The organism is Sphingosinicella sp. CPCC 101087 (genome assembly GCF_004151485.1).
Lineage (GTDB): Bacteria > Pseudomonadota > Alphaproteobacteria > Sphingomonadales > Sphingomonadaceae > Allosphingosinicella.
Genome location: NZ_SBFF01000012.1, coordinates 39,271 through 58,461 on the forward strand (window position 1 = coordinate 39,271; position 19,191 = coordinate 58,461).

Genomic DNA, 19,191 nt, shown 5'->3' on the forward strand with positions numbered 1-19,191 from the left:
GGAGGCGATAGCGGCCCGGCTGCCCGCGGCCAGCCTCCGGTCTGGGGATGTTCCGATCACCCATTCGGGGGTAGCATTCGCGCCCGCCCGCGGCGAAGGGGCGACCCGGGCTTGTGGGTGGTCGGAGGCTTCAAGGGGGATCGCGGGACCGGCGATGCGGCTGATCAGGGCGCTTCTCGTTGCGGCAATAGTGCTGCAACCGATCATCGCACCGGCTGCCGATCGGGGGCGTCGCCTGGGCCACTACACGCATCAACGCTGGAGCGAGGAAAGCGACGCGCCGCGGCCGGTCACGGCCCTCGCTCAGGACCGTCGCGGCTATCTTTGGATCGCGACCGCGGCCGGAATCTTCCGCTTCGATGGCTTGCGCTTCGAGGCGATCAGCACCGCGATCGATCTTGTTGCCCATGGTGCGCCGTCGGCGCTTCTCGTCAGGCGCAACGGCGAAGTCTGGACCAACTTCGAACGCTCCAGGCGGTTTGCGGTATACCGCGGCGGGCAGCTTCGGTTCCTGCGAGCGCCGCCGGCGCCGCACCGTATCAGCGCGATGCATGAATCCCGCGACGGGACCGTCTGGGTGCTGACCGAGGGAATAGGACTGCCGCTCATGCGGTTTCGCAATGGCGAATGGACGTCGTTCGGAACGGAAGCGGGCGCGCCGCTCGACAATCCCTTCAGCATGGTCGTCACGCGCGAGGGGGTGGTCTGGCTATCATTTACCGGCTCTGTCGCGCGGCTCGCGCCGGGTGCCCGTCGGTTCGAGTTCGTTCGTCGCGAGCTTGGCACCCTAGGTCGGCTCTCTTTGGATCCGGAGGAGCGGATCTGGCTGACGGAGCGGCGCGGCACCTATCCCATTACGGGCCCGGGCGGGCGCGGGAACCCTCCGAAGCTGCGCCATCCCTACCGCACCGATACGGGCCAGATCCGCGGCTGGCCGGTATTCGATCGCGAGGGAAACCTGTGGATCGCCACGTATTACGACGGACTGGAGCGCGTGGCGCAGCCTGATCCGCGGGGCGCCGCCTCCCCGGCCGAAGCCATGTCCCGGGTCGAGCGCCTCACTTCCCGGGAAGGCCTCTCATCGAACATCGTGGCGCAGATATTCCAGGATGCCGAAGGCAATGTCTGGGCGGCCACCGCCAACGGCCTCGACCGATTCTGGCCAGCCACCTTGCGCTTCGAGCCGCAGCTTACGGACACGGCAGCCTTTGGCGATCTGCTCCTGCAGGCGTCGGATGGCACGGTCTATATCGGACAGGCATCGAGCGTCTATCGGGTTAGGCCCGGCGGCGATCCCGAGCCAATCTTCAGGACTCCCGTCGAGCCACGCACCCTTTGCGAAGCTCCCGACGGAGCAATCTGGATTGGAACGGACGACAAGGAGGTCGTGGTTTGGCGGGACGGCAGGCTGCGCCGCCTCCCGCAACGGGCGCCCGTCGACGTCACGATCTACGATTGCGCGTTCGATGCTGAGGGGCACTATTGGGTCACGGCCTCACTGGGCGGGATGGCCCGCTACAGGGGCGGCCGCTGGCAACGGATGTTCGGATCGGCGGGCGGCGCGTTCGTACCCAAGTCGATGGCGACCGATGGCCATGGGCGCATCCTCGTCCAATGGAACGACCGCATCTTGAGCCGGCTCGATGGCCGGCGGCGCAGCTCGGTCCCGATTCCTTTCGGCAGCTACGAGCCCAATGCCACAACGCTCTACCCCGTAGCAGGTGACACGCTGTTTATCGCCGGCCGATTCGGCCTGGCCAGATTGCGGGGCGGAAGATTGCAAACCATCTCGGCCCGCACCGTGCCGTTGTTCAGCGGCGTGAACGGCATGGTCCAGACGCCCGCCGGCGAGAGTTGGCTCGCAAGTCCCGCAGGAATCCTGCGCGTTTCGACGGCGGAGCTGGAACGTGCCTTTGCCAGGCGGGGATATGTTCCGCCGATGCAGCTGTTCGGCCCAGCCCACGGGCTGAGGAGCCGACCGCACACGCACAGCCGGCGCGCGATCGTCCGCGGCGGCGACGGGAGGCTCTGGATCGCCACCCAGACCGGAACATTGTGGCTGAATCCGGCCGAGGTGACGCGAAGTCGGGCACCCCCTTCGGTCTCGGTCAGCGCCCTCACGGCCGACAGGGTGTACCGCGACCCGACGAGCGTGACGCTGCCGGCGGGCACATCGAACATCCAGATCGATTTTGCCGTCCTGAGCTTTTCGAACCCGCGCGCGGCACGCGCGCGCTACCGGATCGAGGGTCAGGATGCGGACTGGATCGAGGCGGGCACGCGCCGCCAGGCATTCTACACCAACCTGGCTCCGGGCACGTATCGCTTCCGCCTGATCGGCGCCAACGAGAACGGCGTCTGGAATGAAGAAAGTGCCACCGTCGAGTTCGTGATCCCGCCAACCTTCCTGCAATCGCGGTGGTTCGTTGCGCTGTGCGTTCTTGCCGCGCTGTTTCTGCTCTGGTTCGCCTATCGACTGCGCGTGGCCCGAGTCACAGCCGCGATCCGCAGCCGGCTCGAGGAGCGCCTTGGCGAGCGCGAGCGCATCGCTCGCGAGCTGCACGATACATTGCTTCAGAGCGTCCAAGGGTTGGTGCTGAGGTTCCAGTCGGTGGCCAATCGAATGCCTGTCGGCGCAGATTCCAGAGCTCATCTCGAGGCCGCGCTGAAGCGCGCCGATGAGGTGATCGCGGAGGGACGAGATCGTGTGCAGGACCTCAGGGTCGCCGAGGGCTCGAGCGACCTGCCGAAGTTGCTTGGTCAACGCGCTGCGGAGGTCGGCTTTGATCCTGAGGTACCGGTGCGCATCGTCGTCGAAGGCAGGCCGCGGCCGGTTCATCCGCTCGTTTCGGTGGAACTGGGCCGGATTGCCGACGAGGCATTGTTCAACGTTGTCCGTCATGCCGCCGCAAAGTCCGTGGAGATCACGATCCGGTTCGGCGTCCGCGAGCTCGGTGTCGAAGTGCGCGATGATGGAATCGGCATCGCCGAGGATGTGCTGGCGCAGGGGCACAGGCCCGGCCATTTCGGCCTGACTGGTATGCGCGAGAGAGCGGAGCGTATCGGCGGCACCCTTTCGCTCGACACCGCGCCCGGCCTGGGCTCCGCTGTAACGGTCACCCTGCCGGGCCGCCTGGCCTTCGCCGATTATGCTCCGGCCAAGCGCCTGTTTCCATCGCTGTTTCGTTGGTTGAAGGAACCGAGCCATGCCTGACAAGGGCTCAACGCCGATCCGGATCCTCATCGTCGACGATCACCCGGTGCTGCGCGAGGGCGTCGCCTCGGTCCTGGAGGATCGCCCGGACATGATCGTGGTCGGCGAGGCGCGTGACGGCGCCGAGGCGGTTGATCGCTTCCGCGAGCTCCGCCCGGACGTGACGCTGATGGATCTCCAGATGCCGGTCATGAACGGCGTCGAGGCGATCACGGCTATCCGGACCGAGTTTCCGGATGCCCGCATCCTTGTTCTAACGACCTATGCCGGGGACGTGCAGGCGGTGCGCGCGTTGAAGGCAGGGGCGACCGGCTATCTGCTAAAGAGCGGCCTGCGGACCGAGATGCTCGATGCCATCCACAATGTCCATCGCGGTCGGCGCCATGTCCAGGGCGACGTGGCGGCGGAGATCGCGATTCATGTCGTCGATGAGGCCCTGAGCGACCGCGAGACCGCGGTGTTGCGATTGGTCGCGATCGGCAAGGCCAACAAGGAAATCGCCCGCGCCCTCTCCCTTTCGGAGGAAACGATCAAGGCGCACCTCAAGAACATCTTCGCCAAGCTCGACGTCGCCGATCGTACCCACGCAGTGACGGTGGCGGCGCGGCGTGGGATCATCGAACTCTAGGAGCGGTCCTCACCTGTGGCCGAGGACCGAGGCCGTGATCGAGTTTGGCAGGTCAAGCGGCTTTTCGAACTTGGCGATGAGGGGAAGGATGATCAGAAAATGCGCGAAGTAATAGATCGTCGCGGCCTGAGAGATCATTACCCATGGTTCTTCCGCCGGGGCGCCGCCGCAATAGCCCAGCACGAGTACGCATGGCACGAGGCCGAACCAGTAGAACTTCCTGAACAGCGGGCGGTAGTTGCCCGACCGCACGCGTGACGTGTCGAGCCAGGGCAGGAAGAAGAGCAGCAGGATAGAGCTGAACATCGCCAGCACGCCCCACAGCTTGGCCGGGAGGATGAAGTCGACGGTGAAGGCGCGCAGGATCGCATAGAACGGCCAGAAATACCATTCGGGCACGATATGCGCCGGCGTCGAGAGCGGGTTGGCCGGGACGTAATTGTCCGGATGCCCCAGCGCGTTGGGATAAAAGAAGAGCAGGACCGAGAAGAGCGTCAGCGCGACGCCCACGCTGAAGCCGTCCTTGGCGGTGTAGTAGGGATGGAAGGGCACCGTGTCCTGCGGGCTCCTTACATCGATCCCAAGCGGATTGTTGGAACCCGGGATATGGATTGCCCAGACGTGGAGGATGGCGACGCCCGCGATCACGAAGGGCAGCAGATAGTGGAGCGCGAAGAAGCGGTTGAGGGTCGCCTGGTCGGGCGCGTAGCCGCCGAGCAGCCAAGTCTGGATGGGTTCGCCCACCAGCGGAATGGCGCCGAACAGGCCGGTGATCACCTTGGCGCCCCAGAAGCTCATCTGCCCCCACGGCAGCACATAGCCCAGAAATGCCGTCGCCATCAGCAGGAGAAGGATGACCAGCCCCAGCATCCAGACCATCTCGCGCGGCGCCTTGTAGGAGCCGTAATAGAGGCCGCGGAACATGTGGATGTAGATCGAAACGAAGAAGAGCGACGCGCCGTTCATATGCGCGTAGCGGATGAACCATCCGAAATTGACGTCGCGCATGATGTGCTCGACGCTGGCGAATGCGGTCGCCGTGGTCGCGGTATAGTGCATGGCGAGCACGATCCCGGTCACGATCTGGAGAGCCAGCGCCGCGCCGTTGAGCACCCCGAAGTTCCAGAAATAGTTGAGATTGCGCGGCACGGGGTAGCCCGCTCCGGTCGCGCCGAACACGAAGCGCGGGATCGGCAGCCTCTCGTCCAGCCAGCGCATCAGCGGATGCTTTGGCTGATAGCGCTTCGCCCAGGGAAAGGTCATCGCGGTTCCTCCCGATTTGCATGCCGTCAAGCGCGGCGCTCATCGCGCCTGTGCCGCCTCCTCGATCAGCCTGGCGACCTCCTCCGCGTGGGACAGCATCAAGGCGTGGGACGCCCCCTCGATCACGACGGTCCGCCGCGAGCCGGCGCGCTCCGCCATGAACCTCATGACGGCGGGGGGAATGTTGCGGTCCGCCGAGCCGTAGATCATGTAGGTGGGCAAGGACCGCCATGTCGCGTGGCGCGACGGCTCGACGAGTGCAGCCTGGGTCACGGGCCGCTGGGTCGCCGCCATCAAGGCCGCGCGCGCCGGCGCAACATCGGCGGCGAACTGCGCGTGGAACTGTTCGGGACGGATATAGAGATCCTGGCCTCCGCCGGGCAGCGCGACCGACATCAGCGCCGCGCCCAGGGTGCTGCCGGGGAGTTGCGTGGACAAACCGAGGCTCGACTCTCCGGGCTCCGGGAGGAAGGCCGCGACATAGACGAGCGCCCTCACATTGGCGGCGCCCTCGGCCGCCTCGGTGATGACGACCCCGCCATAGGAATGGCCGACGAGGATGACCGGCCCTTCGATCGCCCGCACGATCGAAGCGATCTCCGCCGAGTCTCCGCTGACGCTACGGAGCGGATTTGCCGCCGCGATAACGCGATGGCCCTTGCCCTTCAGCGAGGTGATCACATCGTTCCAACTGGACGATTCGGCGAAGGCGCCGTGCACCAGGACGATGGTGGGCTGGTCCGACGAAGCCGAGGCCTGGGCGTTCGCGGTCGTCGCAAGGGAAAGGACGGCCGCCACGAGGAGCTGGATGAGCGCGCGCATATTCTGTTCCTCCGTTCGCGTTTTCGTACCAGGCAGGATGGGAAAGGCGGACGCTGATGCCTATTCAGCCAAGGCCTCTGTCAGCCTGGCCACAGGTATAGGTGAGCGTCGCCTCGTGCCGTGCATGGCCCACGGTCCGAACCGGGAGCCTCCCCCTTCGGGATGGGCGCGATCTCCCCGCGTACAGATGCGTCCCGCTCCCCGATGCAGAAGATGGTCTCGTGCCCGACACGGGCAAACTTTGTTTCGGAGCCTGGGATGACCGACGAATATGATCTGCAGCGTTTCCTGGACGCGCAGGAGGATGTCTATGAGGACGCGCTTGCCATGCTTCGGCGGGGTGCGATGTGCACGCCCTATATGGACTTCATATTCCCGCGCATGACAGGCGAAGACCTTGCAAGCCGGTTTGCCATTGTCAGCCTCGACGAGGCGCGCGCCTTGCTCGCCTTCCCCTTGCTCGGCAATCGCTATCGCGAATGCGTCGAGTCCCTGCCGCGGCTGGTGGACACCAGTCCTGACGGAATGTTCGGGAGGGTCGACGCCAGGAAGCTGCAAGCATCGCTGACCCTGTTTGCGGAAGCGACCAACGAACCGATGATGCGCACGGTGCTCGCGATCTGGTTCGACAATTTGGCCGACGAGGAAACTCTGGTCAGGATCGGCGAGACAGCCTGACGCCTGCTAGACTGCGAGGGACTGCCGCAGCCAGTCCTCGAAATGCGTCGGCGCGGACGGCGGACGGGCGCAGCAGATCAGCGATCCCCCGCCGATCCGCGCCCCGAAGAACGGCGCGTTCACATCCGTCACGACGCGCCGGGGATCCTCGTTCGCGGTCAGGACCAGCGCTGCCAGCGTCGGCAGAGTGGCGATATCGGGGCCGCCGATCTCGACAACTCCGTTTGCCGGTTCCGACAGCGCGATGCGTGCGAGCATGTCGGCGATGTCGCTGGCAGCCACCGGCTGGACCGCGGCCGGCGGCAGGCGGATGTCATCGCCATTCCCATTGGCGTCTACGATCGCATAGATGAATTCGAAGAAGGGCGTCGAGCGCAGGATGGTGAAGGGGAGCGCGGAGGCGCGCACCATCTTCTCCTGCGCCTTCTTGGCAAGGAAATAGCCGCTGTGGAACCGCGCGGCCCCGACCGCGGACAGCGCGACATGATGAGCAATTCCGGCTTCGCGTTCCCGCCGAAGGAGATTGGCACTAGAGCCCTCGAAGAAGCGCCGCATCTCGTCGGCATTGGTATAGCCGGGATTGGAGACGTCGACGACCACGTCGGCGCCCATCAACGCCCGCTGGAGCCCTTCCCCGGATACGAGATCGACACCCGTCGACCTCGCCGCGACGACGACCTCATGTCCCAGTTGATCCAGTCTTTCCGCGAGCATCCTGCCGACGAGCCCGGTGCCGCCGAGGACGGCGATCGTCAGGGCGCGCGTCACCGCAATGCCATGCCGCCGTCGACCGGCAGGTTGATGCCCGTGACGAAGCTGGCCGCATCGGACGCGAGGAAGAGGGCCGCAGTGGCGAGCTCCTCCGGCCTTCCCATCCGGCCAAGCGGAATCGCCGCCGCCATGGCCGCTTCGAAGGCGGGACGCTGCTCGGGGGTTACGCCAAGTTTCTCGAGGATCTCGGTTTCGGTCGGTCCCGGACTCAGCATGTTGACCCTGATGCCGCGCGGTGCGAACTCGATCGCCCAGCTGCGCACGAAGGCCCCGAGCGCCGCCTTCGTGCCGGCATAGACGGTATGGCCGTCGAGCACCTTGGCGCTTGCCAGCGATCCGGTGACGACGATCGCGCCGCCGTCGCGCAAGATCGACCCCATCTTCTGCACGCCGAAGAACGTACCGCGTGTGTTGACCGCGAACTGCACGTCATATTCGCTTTCCGGAACGTTCGCCGACGGCCGGATCGTGTTGACCCCGGCATTGGCGATATAGATGTCGAGCCCGCCGAAACGTTGGTCGATCTCGAGCGCCACTGCCTCATGATGGGCCGGGTCGGCGACATCCCCCTGCAGGCCGATCGCGCCGTGCCCGATCCGTGCGACCGCAGCGTCAATCGCGCTCTGGCGCCGTCCCGTGACGATGACCTGCGCGCCTTCGCCGGCAAATGTCTCGGCGATGGCGAGCCCGATTCCGCTCGTGCCTCCGGTGACCAAGGCGATCTTGTTTGTCAGAATTCCCATTGTGCGGCTTGCTCCCGTCTTTGCGAACAGCTGCAGGATCGTTGCTGAAGGAGCCTATGGCGATTGTCCGAAGAGCCGGATGCGCACGCCAATGGCTGGCCGGCCATGGACCTGGGGATAAGTCGGCACTGGCAGTGGTCGGCCTCGAGGCCGCCGGCCTCACTGGCGCCCAAGCCAACCTGAGCTCTGCGGAGGCGTGTAGAATCAGAGGCGGTCGAATAGTTTGTCCGGACGATCGGCCGAAATCACTCTGTCCCTATGTTGCGGCTTCAGGAAGCCTGAGACACCTGCCCGACCGAGAAAGGTCAGCAGGCCATCATAATAGTGGCGATATTGTAGAGCGCGCGAGCCCCGCGACGGGCGCCCCTGGGCTGAGGAAGAGGTGGGGTCTGCCCTTGGCCGAGAACTGGCATCCCAAGGTGTGATTTATTGCGGAGGAAGGCGGGATCATATTCGGGTCGCAAGCCGTGTTAATCGGACGCGACAGAGATGGTGAACGTGAGGGTTTTTCCGGTTTCCCCTTACGGCCAACAAAGTGGCAGGCGAGCACCCAACCTGTCCGGCTTGCTCGAACACCAGGCCGCACAAGGATGAAGAGATGCACCGTGCCCGGATCAGGATCCTGCTGCAGACCACGATCGTTCCGACGGAAGATGACTGGTCGGTCGCACGGTTCGGCAGGCTTGCCGAACTTCTCGCGGATGTTCGCGGAGCGGATGGCTGCAAGCTGTACGATGTGACTGCACGGGACCGCAGCCCGCCTGACGCGCCTGACCCGGTGCTGTCCACGTTGGACGACAGCGACTTCGACCAGCTCTGGTTGTTTGCCGTCGACACCGGCGACGGGCTTACGCCGCAGGATTGTGAGGCGATCTCGCGCTTCCGGCAGTCGGGCGGTGGCCTCATGGTGACACGCGACCACATGGATCTGGGATCGTCCATCTGTACCCTTGGCGGTGTTGGCGCCGCGCATTTCTTCCATTCCCGCAACGAGCCGGATCTGGCGCAACGCATGCGCGATGACCCCTATACCCGCGAGATCTCCTGGCCGAACTTCCATTCGGGCGCCAATGGCGACTATCAGGAGATCGAAGCCGTGAGCCCCGTCCACCCGGTGCTGCTCTTCCCGGCCTCGCCCGATCGAATGATCCGTTTCCTGCCGGCCCATCCGCACGAGGGCGGCGTGCGCGCGCCAGAGAGCTCGGATGCCCGTGTCATCGCAACCGGACGCAGCAAGGCGACTGGCCATCCCTTCAACATCGCGGTCGCGTTCGAGGCTGGGCCTGGCGGAGGCCGTGCGATCGCCCAGAGTACGTTCCACCATTTCGCCGACTACAATTGGGACGTTCGTGCGGGATGCCCGAGCTTTGTCTCGGAGCCTCCAGGCGATGGGCTCGTCAGGGACCCGGTCGCGATCATCCACACCCGGCAATATGTGCTCAACCTGGCCAGCTGGCTGGGCGCAAGAGTTCCATGATCGGATAAGCCCGTGAGGGCGGCGGAAGCGCGCCCGCCAGGAGCTCGCGCGATTCGTGGCTGAGCAGATCATCGGACTTGGAGAGGTGAGACGACGCGCGACGGAAAACGATCAACGTGGACGGCTGCGACCTAAGGACGACGCAGAGCCAGACCGCGGGACGCTAGATTTTTCTCGGCGAGGATCCGGTCTTCTTTGCCGATCTGTGGCAATCAGCGCACTTCCACGACCATCATGCCCTCGCCCGAAGCGGGATGCGCCGGCGCTGCCGGTCACATGGGCCGAGCTCGACCGGTACGAGGCTGCCCGCGCGTACAGGATCCAGGAAGCCAACAAGCTACGGACGCGTAGGCGGTGGGGCATACGGGCGCAGGCGCTTCCTTCACCCTGACGAGCCGGCTCCGAGAGAGCCAAACCGGCGCTGCGTCTCGACACGGGGCGGGAATTGCGTCAGCCTGCTCCGCAGGGGAAGGCATATGAAAGCACAGCTTCTGCTTGTCGCGCTGGCGATTCCGATCGCGGGATGCGCGAAACACTGGATCCAGACTGCGAAGAACGAGTGCACGCAGTTCGGCTTCGTCGAGGGGACGACGGAGCACGCCGAATGCGTGCAGAGGCAATTTCAGGCCCAGGATGTGGCACGGATCCAGCGCAGGCTGGCCGACGCGGTCGAAGAGAACCAGTCCAGGATGCCTCCGCGGGAGCCGGCGCCGATGCTTGGAATAGGAAACCCACCGGCGGCGCGATTCCTCCAGCGCGACCATATCGACGGCATGAACCGGATCTGCGTCTACGACACCCTCCAGGGACAGGAGGCCGTGACAATTTCGGCTACCCGGCTGTGTCCGATAACATAGTCGGATGACCCTGCTGCTTGCACTCCAGATCGTCGCCGCCGGATCGACCTTCACGTGCACGCCGGTCCGCGTGTGGGACGGCGACGGTCCGATCTGGTGCGCAGAAGGCCCCAGGATACGGCTCGCCGGCATTGCGGCGCGGGAAATGGACGGAAGTTGCAGAGACGGCCATCCGTGCCCTCGAGCCCCGGCTCAGGCGGCGCGCGATCACCTCGCCAGCCTGTTGGGACAGCCGGTCGGCAGGAGCCGTGAGGGCCATGTTCTCGTCCGCGGCGCACCACTGACATGCCGCTCGGACGGCAACGGGCGGGGAAGCCGGACGGCGGCCTGGTGCGCCACCGCCGAAGGTGTCGACCTGTCTTGCGCCATGGTCGACAGCGGCATGGCGGCGCGGTGGGATCGCTACTGGCGGGGCCACCGGTGCTGACGACATGAGCGCCGCGGCCTTGCTCGCTCGGCGGCGACGCGCAGAGAGAAAAAGCCGAACCGGTCCGTTCGGCCCAGCTGGTGTTGCAGCCCGGCATGCGTGGGCCCCTTCTGGCTCCGCCGCGGCGGCCCGCAACCCGCGGCCGCAAGGCCCGTGTGGCCCTTCGGGCTGCCCGCGCCAGCCTGGGCCGGGGTTCCCCTGCGGTGCGTCCCGCCGCTTCCGCCTCGCCGACTGCGGGCTGTCGTCGGGATGGTCCCGGCGGCGCAAATGCAGGAGACAGTCCATGACCAACATCGTCCTTCTCGTCGGCAATCTCGGCGCCGACCCCGTTCTCCGCTCGACCGAAAGCGGAACGGACATCGCCAGCTTCAGCCTTGGCACCAGCCGCCCGAAGCGCGATTCCGAAGGCAAGACCTACAAGGATGCGAGCGGCTTCACGGCCAAGGACACCGAATGGCACCGGGTTACGTGTTCTGATTTTCCCGCAGCGCCGACCGACGCCACAATCTGAAATAATATATAATTCTTCTGAATAATCTTTCAGACTATCAATATATCTGGGTCGTATGAGACGGATTGGGAGGCTTTCGCATTCAATCATGGCCGTCCTGATCGTCTTCGCCAGCGTGACGAGTCTCCAAGATGGCATTTCTGCTTGAGAAGGGCTGGTCGGCTTGGTGAACGTGCACAGCAGTGCTGCGCACCCAAAAAACGACCAGTCCCTCCATCACGGTCAGGACCGCGGCTCGGACTTGATCTTTTTATTTGAACGGCAAGGCTGCCTTTAGCATACCGCACCCGTTCTCGCTCGAAAGCTTAGGACAACGCTCGAAGCCACCGTATTGCCCGCCCGTCCACTGCGGCCCAAAAGGAAGATTCGATGACTGGTTACAAAGCCGCCGTTGTTCAGGCGGCGTCAGTTCCGTTCGACGCTATGGCGTCGGCCGTGAAAGCGGCTGCACTCATACGCGAGGCCGCGGAGGCCGGCGCACAGCTTGCCGTCTTCCCGGAGGTGTTTATCGGCGGATATCCTAAAGGTGCATCTTTTGGTGCGCCGGTAGGGCTGCGCCGCCCGGAGGGCCGGGACGCTTTTCGAGATTATTTTCAAGGCGCGGTTGATCTGGACGGACCCGAGCTTGCCTTGATCGCCGAGGCGGCATCCGACACGGGCATGTTCATCGTCCTTGGATGCCTCGAACGTGCTGGCGGCACGCTCTACTGCACCGCATTGTTCTTTGATGGAGCGACGGGATGCATAGGCAAGCATCGCAAATTGATGCCCACCGCTGCGGAGCGCCTGATATGGGGCTTCGGGGACGGCTCAACGATGCCGGTTTTTGAAAGCTCGCTGGGGCGGATAGGCGCCGTGATCTGCTGGGAAAACTATATGCCGGCAATGCGTTTGGCGATGTACGACAAGGGAGTCAGCATTTATTGCGCACCGACCGCCGACGATCGCGATACTTGGGCATCAAGCATGCAGCACATCGCTCTGGAGGGGCGCTGCTATGTATTGAGCGCTTGCCAGCATATCACGCGCGGAGCCTTCCCAGACGACTACGAATGTGCATTGGGTGACGATCCTACAATCGTGCTCATGCGCGGCGGAAGCGTGATCGTGAATCCGCATGGACTGATCATCGCAGGACCAGACTTTTCTGGCGAAACCATTCTCTATGCCGACATCGATCTTGGTGAAGTGGCGCGCGGCAAATACGATTTCGACGTTGCCGGGCACTACGCACGCCCGGACATCTTCCAATTAACGGTGGATGAAGCTCCAAAGGCGCCGGTCCTTAGACGGGGCTGACCAGTCAGAAAATTGGCACTTTTTTCGCTACGTGCGGTCGATAGCGCGGCCTCACCGCCCGGCGAACGGGCTTTGCCGGCAATCGCACATGTGCTGCTCACAGGAAGCTCGCGTGCACTAGTTCGAGGTTAACGGCGGCCGCGGATCGGTCGAACGTCGCGCCTCGGCGATAATCCAACTGCGAAAAAACTCGAGCGGACGATGCGCCTGATGCGTATGCGGCCATACGAAATGGTAGGCGTCGGCGCCGGTCGCCGGCGCATCCACCACCTCGACCAGTTCGCCCGATGCCAGTTCCGGCGCGATCAGGAAGCCCGGCAGCAGAGCAACGCCAAGTCCGGCGCGCGCGACTTCGAGGACAAGGGTGAACTGATCCAGCAGCATGCCGCGCACCTGGCCGGCATCGATCGCCATCGCGCCGAACCAGCGTTCCCAGGCGTCCGGCCGCGAGGTCAGGTGCAACAGCGGCGCGGCGGCGAGATCGGCCGGCGTCGCGAGGCCGAGCCTAGCCTTGAGCAGAGGCGTGCAGACCGGCAGGACTGTTTCGGTCATCAGCCGGGCGGCGTCCGCGCCTGGCCAGTCGGATTGGCCGAAGTGGATCGCCGCGTCGACCGTGTCGGCGCGGAAGTCGAACGGTGTCAGGCGTGTCGTCAGATTGACGGTGATGTCGGGGTGGGCGGCCGCGAACGCCGGCAGCCGGGGCGCCAGCCAGCGCGCGGCGAAGAGCGGCAGCACGGCAAGATGAAGCGATCCGCTGGTCGGGTTCGCGCGGAAGCCCAGCGTCGCGCTGGAGATGCGGGTCAGCGCTTCGCGGATCTCGCGCGCATAGGCTGCGCCCGCCAGGGTTAGTCGCACCTTCTGCTTCTCACGATGGAACAGCGCGGCGCCGAGCATGTCCTCCAGCGCCCCGATCTGGCGGCTGACCGCGCTTTGCGTCAGGTTGAGTTCGCGTGCCGCGAGCGTGAAGCTCTGGCTGCGCGCCGCGGCCTCGAAGGCGCGGAGCAGCGATGTCGGCGGATAGAATCGGCGCGGTGTGCTCATGTCATTCCAGATTGGAACCAACTCTCTCGAAAGCATCATTTGCCAACCTACGGCTGGATCGACAATATTCCTATTCCGCATGATGCATGCGGTAAAGGCGGGGCAGGAATGATCGGGGATCAGAGCAGTCATGGCTTGTGGGAGGCCTCGGCCCCCGCCGGGCCGGCGACGTCCCCCCTGTCCGGCGCGATCCGCGCCGACGTCGTTATCGTCGGTGCGGGCTATACCGGCTGTTCGGCGGCGCTGCACCTGGCGCTTGCCGGCGCCAGGCCCGTAATTCTGGATGCTGCGGAGATCGGCTTCGGCGGAGCCGGCCGCAACGTCGGCCTGGTGAACGCCGGCCTGTGGGTGATGCCCGACACCGTGCTGGAGGCGATGGGCGAGGATCGCGGCGAGCGTTTGGTGCGGCAATTGGGCGAGGGTCCCGGGCTGGTATTCGACCTGATCGCCCGCCACGACATCGCGTGCGAGGCAGTTCGCGCGGGTACGCTGCACTGCGCCGCGGGCCGGCATGGTGCCGCCGATCTGGCCGAACGCGCGCGCCAGTGGCGTCGCCGCGGCGCCCCCGTCGAGTTGCTCAAAGGGCGCGAGGCCGCGCGGTTGACCGGCAGCGACGCATTTCCGGCGGTGCTCCTCGATCACCGCGCCGGCACGATCCAGCCACTGGCCTATGCGCGTGGACTGGCGGCAGCGGCGATCCGCCACGGCGCCGAAATTCATACGCGATCGCCGGCGCTCGCCTTCGAAGACCTCGACGACAGGTGGCGGATCACGACGCCCGGCGGCAGCGTCACCGCGCCGCGGGTGATCGTCGCGACCGATGCCTATTCCACGGGGCCCTGGCGCACACTGGCCCGCGAGCAGGTGCCGCTGCCCTATTTCAACCTTGCGACGGCGCCGCTGCCGCTGGATCTTCGCGCCGTGATCCTGCCCGAGCGTCAGGGGGCATGGGACACGAAGTCTATCCTCTCGTCGTTCCGCCTGGACGCCGCCGGCCGCCTAGTGTTCGGCAGCGTCGGCGCGCTGCGCTCCGGCGGGACGCGCGTGCACGCGCGGTGGGCGCGGCGAGAGCTGGCACGCTTGTTTCCCGCGCTTGGCCGCATCGAATTCGACTTCGCCTGGTACGGCACGATCGGCATGACCGACGACGCCTTGCCGCGCCTGCATGCACTCCACCGGAACATCGTGTCGATCAGCGGCTACAACGGGCGCGGCATCGCGCCGGGCACCAGCTTCGGACGCGATCTCGCGAGGATCGCGCTGGGCGAAGTGGGCCTGGACGAGCTCGCATTGCCGCAAACCGCGGTACGGGCAGCTCCGTTCCGCGCCCTGAAGGGCGCCTTCTATGAGGCGGGGGCGCAGATTGCCCATGCGATCGCCACACGCTTCTAATCTTCGGACACCCAATGATCGACATTGCAAAGGAACGCCCATGACCCAAGATCTCGCGACTGAAACTCGCGCTCTCCTCGCCAATCTCGGTGTCGATCCGTCGTGGCTGGATGGCGGGTCGCTGACGGTCCGCTCGCCGATCACGGGGGAGACGCTCGCCCATGTCCGCGAAACCACCATCGCCGAAGCGGGCCGAGAGATCGCCCGTGCCGAACAGGCGTTCCGCACCTGGCGGCAGGTGCCGGCGCCGCGTCGTGGCGAGTTCGTCCGCCTGCTTGGCGAGGAGCTGCGCCGCGCCAAGGCCGATCTCGGCCGACTGGTGTCGATCGAGGTCGGCAAGGTCCTGTCGGAAGGGCTTGGCGAGGTCCAGGAGATGATCGACATCTGCGACTTCGCGGTCGGCCTGTCGCGCCAGCTTCAGGGGCAGTGCCTGCCGTCGGAACGCCGCGACCACCGGATCACCGAGCAATGGCATCCGGCCGGCCCGGTCGGGGTGATCTCTGCGTTCAACTTCCCAGTGGCGGTGTGGAGCTGGAACGCGGCGCTGGCCTTCGTCTGCGGCGACAGCGTGGTTTGGAAGCCGTCGGAGAAGGCGCCGCTCACCGCGCTGGCTGTCAGTGCGCTGGCCGCGCGCGCCGCGGCGGCGTTCGGCGACGAGGCGCCGGAGGGGCTGGCGACGCTGATCGTCGGCGGCCGCTACATCGGCGAGACGCTGGTCGACGATCCGCGCGTGCCGGTGATCTCGGCGACCGGATCGACCCGGATGGGACGGATCGTCGGCGAGCGTGTCGCGCGTCGCTTCGGCCGCGCGATTCTCGAGCTGGGCGGCAACAATGCCTCGATCGTGACACCGTCGGCCGACCTGGACCTGACGCTGCGTGCGGTCGCGTTCGGCGCAATGGGCACCGCGGGCCAGCGCTGCACGACGCTGCGCCGGCTGCTGGTGCACGAGAGCGTTTATGATGCGCTCGTGCCCAAGCTCGCCGCCGTCTATGCGAAGATCGCAGTCGGCGATCCGCGGGAGGAGAACACTCTGGTCGGCCCGCTGATCGACGGCGAGGCGTTCGCCGGTATGGAACGCGCGCTGGAGGCGGCGCGGGCGGCCGGCGGCCGCGTCCACGGCGGCGGCCGCGTCGATGTGAACGGCGATGCGTCCTTCTACGCCCGCCCGGCGCTCGTTGAGATGACTCACCAGGCCGATTGCGTGGGAGAGGAAACCTTCGCGCCGATCCTCTACGTGCTCCGCTACACTACACTGGAGCAGGCGATCGCGCTGCAGAACGACGTGCCGCAGGGCCTGTCGTCGTCGATCTTCGCGACCGACATCCGCGAGGTCGAGCAGTTCCTGTCCGCGACCGGATCCGACTGCGGTATCGCCAACGTCAACATGGGCACCTCGGGCGCCGAGATCGGTGGCGCATTCGGCGGCGAGAAGGAAACCGGCGGCGGCCGCGAAAGCGGATCGGACAGCTGGAAGGCGTACATGCGGCGCCAGACCAACGCGATCAACTACGGCCGCACACTACCTCTGGCGCAAGGTGTGAAGTTCGATGTCTGACGGTCATCAAACGGATATCATGTCTAATCGCACCGCCGCCACAGCGTTGATCGCTGCTTTCGTTGGCGATCGAGCCGACGCGTTGCTGGAAACGCTCGATCTGGATCGCGCTGTCGCTGCGGGATCCGATGAACTGAATGTCTCGCGTATCGGTTTCGCAGCCGCGCTCAATGCCGTCTTGTTCGATCGACTGCTCGAGCGCGTCCCCACCGGCGCGGCATTCGTTGCCGACCAGCGCGCCCGTGGTCATCGTATCGCATTCGACCATGGGGCGCTTCGCACAATTCGCTTCGGAACGGGACCGACCGGAGAGCTGCCCGCAGGCCAGGAAGCGCTGACGCGCATCCTGGAGCCGCTCGGTTACAGGCTGGGGGGCGTCTATCCCTTGCCGCTGTTGAAGATGACCGGACGGGCCTGGGTCCACGACGAGCTTCCCGAGCAGCTGCCACAATTCTTCGTGAGTGAACTTCACGTCGAACAGTTCGATGCTCCATTCGCGGCTGTCGCGCACCGGGTTTTTGGCGCCAGCACCGATCCGCTTGATTCAGCCGCACGTTTGACGCTCGACCGATACAGGCGGGGAGAAACCGTGTCGCTGGACGACGCCGTCGCAGCGCTGCCGACGATTGTTGCCGCATTCGGCCGACAGCACCCGATACCCGATGAGGCAGACTATGCGTTTCTGCTCGGCCACTCAGCCGAAGCGGCGTGGATCGCCACCGAAGGGAACGTGTTCAACCATGCGACTAGTCGTGTCGATGACGTCGCCGCCGAAGCCGATCGGCAGCGCAGCCTCGGTCTCCCCGTGAAGGACCAGGTCGAAATTTCCAAGACAGGCCGCGTTCGCCAAACCGCTTTTCGCGCTGACCCCGTGATTCGCATGTTCAAAGACGCCGATCGAGCCGTTGAGCGGCAAGTGCCGGGATCATTTTACGAGATCATCAGTCGCGATGTCGATCCGTCAACCGGCCGGCTGGACCTCAGCTTCGATAGCGGCAATGCCGCCGGGATCTTCCAAATGACGAAGGCAGCATGAGCGATATCGCCCTGATTGAGGCGCTATGCGCGATCGTCGGCACTGGCCATGTCGTCACAGGGCGCGCCGATTTGGCCGGCTACGATGCCGATGGGCGTGGGCCTGTAGGTCTAGCCGCGGCTCTAGTTCGTCCCCGATCTGTCCAAGAGGTCGCGGCGGTGATCGCCCTCGCAGCGCGCGAGAAAGTCCATGTGGTGCCACAGGGCGGCCGAACCGGGCTCGTCGCGGGCGGTGCGGCAGATGACACAGGCTCGATGTTGTTGCTGTCGCTCGAGCGATTGGTTGAACCGCTCGAGATCGACCCGATCAACCGCACCGCGCGTGTCGGCGCAGGCGTATCCCTTTCGCGCCTCAATGCCGCGGCAGCCGAACATGGCCTGTTCTTTCCGATCGATTTAGGGGCTGACCCCACCGTTGGCGGCATGGTTTCGGCGAACACAGGCGGTGCTCGCTTCTTTCGCTACGGCGACGTTCGTCGCAACACGCTGGCCGTCGAGCTGGTGGCGAGCTCCCCTGAAGCTCATGTACTGGAACTCGGCCGTGACTGCTGGAAGCAAAACGATGGAATAGACCTCAAGCAAATGGTGATCGGCGCCGGGGGCGGGTTAGGGGTGGTCACCGCCGCTACACTCGCGCTGCAGCCTCGCCCGGTTCATTCGGTGAGCGCCTTAATTGCACTGAGCGACGCTAGCGCAATTGGTGCGCTGCTGGTCGCGTTTGAGCAGAAATGGGGCATGTTGCTCACCGCATTCGAAGGGATCTCGGCCGCCGCATATGCGGCAGCCCTTGCGCATGTGCCGCGCCTCCGCAGGCCATTCACCGCGAACTATCCGTATTTCGTGCTGATTGAGCTTTCAGGCGGTGCCTTGCTTCAAAGCGATCAGCTCGAAGAGATGCTCGTAACGGCGGTCGCTCCGTTCTTGGAGGGTGTGGAGCCGCAAGTGGCAGACGTCGCGCTCGACCACGGCGGCGGACTGTGGGCGCTACGACATGCGCTCACCGAAGGACTGCGTGCATCGGGAACCGTCATCGGCTGCGACATTTCGTTGCGCCGCGGCGATGTCGCAACCTTTCGTGCCGAAATGATCGCCGAACTCGCGCGAGATCACCCACAGATTTTGGTCTGCGACTTCGGGCACATCGGCGACGGCGGATTGCACTTCAATCTCGTTTGGCCGCACGCGGCCGGCGCGGTTCCCGACGGGCTGGCGGACGCGCTGCGGCTTCGCGTTTCCACTAAGGTCGTGGAATGCTTTGGCGGCAGCTTCAGTGCCGAACACGGCGTTGGTCCTCGAAATATCATCGCCTATCGCACGCTGACTGCGCTGCCGGTGCGGCGCCTCGCGGGCTGCGTGCAGTCGCTATTCTCTCCTGTGCCGATCGGCCGCGTGGATTATGGAGCGATGGCAAGATGACGGCGGTAACGACCGCGCCCATGCGACTGGTGTGATCGAAGCGCTCGCGCGCAGCCGAA

17 protein-coding genes are annotated in these 19,191 nt (G+C 65.3%); 12 read left to right on the forward strand and 5 right to left on the reverse strand.

The features are described 5' to 3' along the window. Positions 1–154: 154 nt before the first annotated feature. Both EKM57_RS17940 and EKM57_RS17945 read left to right on the forward strand, forming a co-directional pair. Complete coding sequence (locus tag EKM57_RS17940) at positions 155–3,214, forward strand: sensor histidine kinase (RefSeq protein ID WP_129793910.1); 3,060 nt, start codon at positions 155–157, stop codon at positions 3,212–3,214. Beyond that, entirely contained in the window at positions 3,207–3,842 is a 636-nt protein-coding gene (locus tag EKM57_RS17945; protein WP_129793911.1) for a response regulator transcription factor, read from the forward strand. The genes EKM57_RS17940 and EKM57_RS17945 overlap by 8 nt, the downstream gene beginning before the upstream one ends. 9 nt (positions 3,843–3,851) lie before the next feature. Here EKM57_RS17945 and EKM57_RS17950 read toward each other — a convergent pair whose 3' ends face one another. Then, the gene (locus EKM57_RS17950) at positions 3,852–5,105 is read right to left on the reverse strand and encodes a cytochrome b N-terminal domain-containing protein (protein WP_129793912.1); all 1,254 of its coding nucleotides are present in this window, start codon (positions 5,103–5,105) and stop codon (positions 3,852–3,854) included. Between the two features lie 39 nt (positions 5,106–5,144). Then, on the reverse strand, positions 5,145–5,927 hold the full coding sequence (locus EKM57_RS17955; protein ID WP_129793913.1) for an alpha/beta fold hydrolase: 783 nt from the start codon (positions 5,925–5,927) through the stop codon (positions 5,145–5,147). Between the two features lie 258 nt (positions 5,928–6,185). Here EKM57_RS17955 and EKM57_RS17960 point away from each other — a divergent pair, with 258 nt between their 5' ends. After that, positions 6,186–6,605 carry a DUF1810 domain-containing protein gene (locus EKM57_RS17960; RefSeq protein WP_129793914.1) on the forward strand — a complete coding sequence of 140 codons (420 nt, stop codon included), beginning with the start codon at positions 6,186–6,188 and terminating at the stop codon, positions 6,603–6,605. A gap of 6 nt (positions 6,606–6,611) precedes the next feature. Here EKM57_RS17960 and EKM57_RS17965 read toward each other — a convergent pair whose 3' ends face one another. Together EKM57_RS17965 and EKM57_RS17970 are read right to left on the reverse strand one after the other, a co-directional pair. Next, complete coding sequence (locus EKM57_RS17965; protein ID WP_129793915.1) at positions 6,612–7,373, reverse strand: SDR family oxidoreductase; 762 nt, start codon at positions 7,371–7,373, stop codon at positions 6,612–6,614. Then, positions 7,370–8,119 carry an SDR family NAD(P)-dependent oxidoreductase gene (locus tag EKM57_RS17970; RefSeq protein WP_129793916.1) on the reverse strand — a complete coding sequence of 250 codons (750 nt, stop codon included), beginning with the start codon at positions 8,117–8,119 and terminating at the stop codon, positions 7,370–7,372. Before EKM57_RS17970 ends, EKM57_RS17965 begins: the two co-directional genes overlap by 4 nt. Before the next feature lie 598 nt (positions 8,120–8,717). Here EKM57_RS17970 and EKM57_RS17975 point away from each other — a divergent pair. The 5 genes from EKM57_RS17975 to EKM57_RS17995 all read left to right on the forward strand — a co-directional run bounded on the left by EKM57_RS17975 (position 8,718) and on the right by EKM57_RS17995 (position 12,690). Beyond that, positions 8,718–9,596, forward strand: a complete 879-nt coding sequence (locus tag EKM57_RS17975; RefSeq protein ID WP_129793917.1) for a hypothetical protein — start codon at positions 8,718–8,720, stop codon at positions 9,594–9,596. 476 nt (positions 9,597–10,072) lie between these two features. After that, positions 10,073–10,453, forward strand: a complete 381-nt coding sequence (locus EKM57_RS17980; protein ID WP_129793918.1) for a hypothetical protein — start codon at positions 10,073–10,075, stop codon at positions 10,451–10,453. 4 nt (positions 10,454–10,457) lie between these two features. Next, on the forward strand, positions 10,458–10,880 hold the full coding sequence (locus EKM57_RS17985; protein WP_129793919.1) for a thermonuclease family protein: 423 nt from the start codon (positions 10,458–10,460) through the stop codon (positions 10,878–10,880). A gap of 283 nt (positions 10,881–11,163) precedes the next feature. Then, on the forward strand, positions 11,164–11,391 hold the full coding sequence (locus tag EKM57_RS17990) for a single-stranded DNA-binding protein (RefSeq protein WP_129793920.1): 228 nt from the start codon (positions 11,164–11,166) through the stop codon (positions 11,389–11,391). Between the two features lie 369 nt (positions 11,392–11,760). Beyond that, positions 11,761–12,690, forward strand: coding sequence for a carbon-nitrogen hydrolase family protein (locus EKM57_RS17995; RefSeq protein ID WP_129793921.1), 930 nt, complete (start codon positions 11,761–11,763; stop codon positions 12,688–12,690). A gap of 117 nt (positions 12,691–12,807) precedes the next feature. Here the strand turns inward: EKM57_RS17995 and EKM57_RS18000 are convergent, their stop codons facing one another. After that, positions 12,808–13,863: a LysR substrate-binding domain-containing protein gene (locus tag EKM57_RS18000; protein ID WP_243451128.1), complete on the reverse strand. Its 1,056-nt coding sequence runs from the start codon at positions 13,861–13,863 to the stop codon at positions 12,808–12,810. Here EKM57_RS18000 and EKM57_RS18005 point away from each other — a divergent pair. Genes EKM57_RS18005 through EKM57_RS18020 form a run of 4 tightly spaced genes read left to right on the forward strand, consistent with a single transcriptional unit; the run spans position 13,840 to position 19,132 of the window. After that, positions 13,840–15,123 (forward strand): FAD-binding oxidoreductase, encoded by a 1,284-nt coding sequence (locus EKM57_RS18005; protein WP_129793922.1) that lies wholly within the window; start codon positions 13,840–13,842, stop codon positions 15,121–15,123. The two genes, EKM57_RS18000 and EKM57_RS18005, sit on opposite strands and share 24 nt — an antisense overlap. Positions 15,124–15,163: 40 nt before the next feature. Next, on the forward strand, positions 15,164–16,681 hold the full coding sequence (locus tag EKM57_RS18010) for an aldehyde dehydrogenase family protein (RefSeq protein ID WP_129793923.1): 1,518 nt from the start codon (positions 15,164–15,166) through the stop codon (positions 16,679–16,681). Beyond that, complete coding sequence (locus EKM57_RS18015) at positions 16,674–17,717, forward strand: 2-oxoadipate dioxygenase/decarboxylase family protein (protein ID WP_371414157.1); 1,044 nt, start codon at positions 16,674–16,676, stop codon at positions 17,715–17,717. The genes EKM57_RS18010 and EKM57_RS18015 overlap by 8 nt, the downstream gene beginning before the upstream one ends. Then, the gene (locus EKM57_RS18020) at positions 17,714–19,132 is read left to right on the forward strand and encodes an FAD-binding oxidoreductase (protein ID WP_129793924.1); all 1,419 of its coding nucleotides are present in this window, start codon (positions 17,714–17,716) and stop codon (positions 19,130–19,132) included. The genes EKM57_RS18015 and EKM57_RS18020 overlap by 4 nt, the downstream gene beginning before the upstream one ends. The last annotated feature ends 59 nt before the right edge of the window (positions 19,133–19,191 follow it).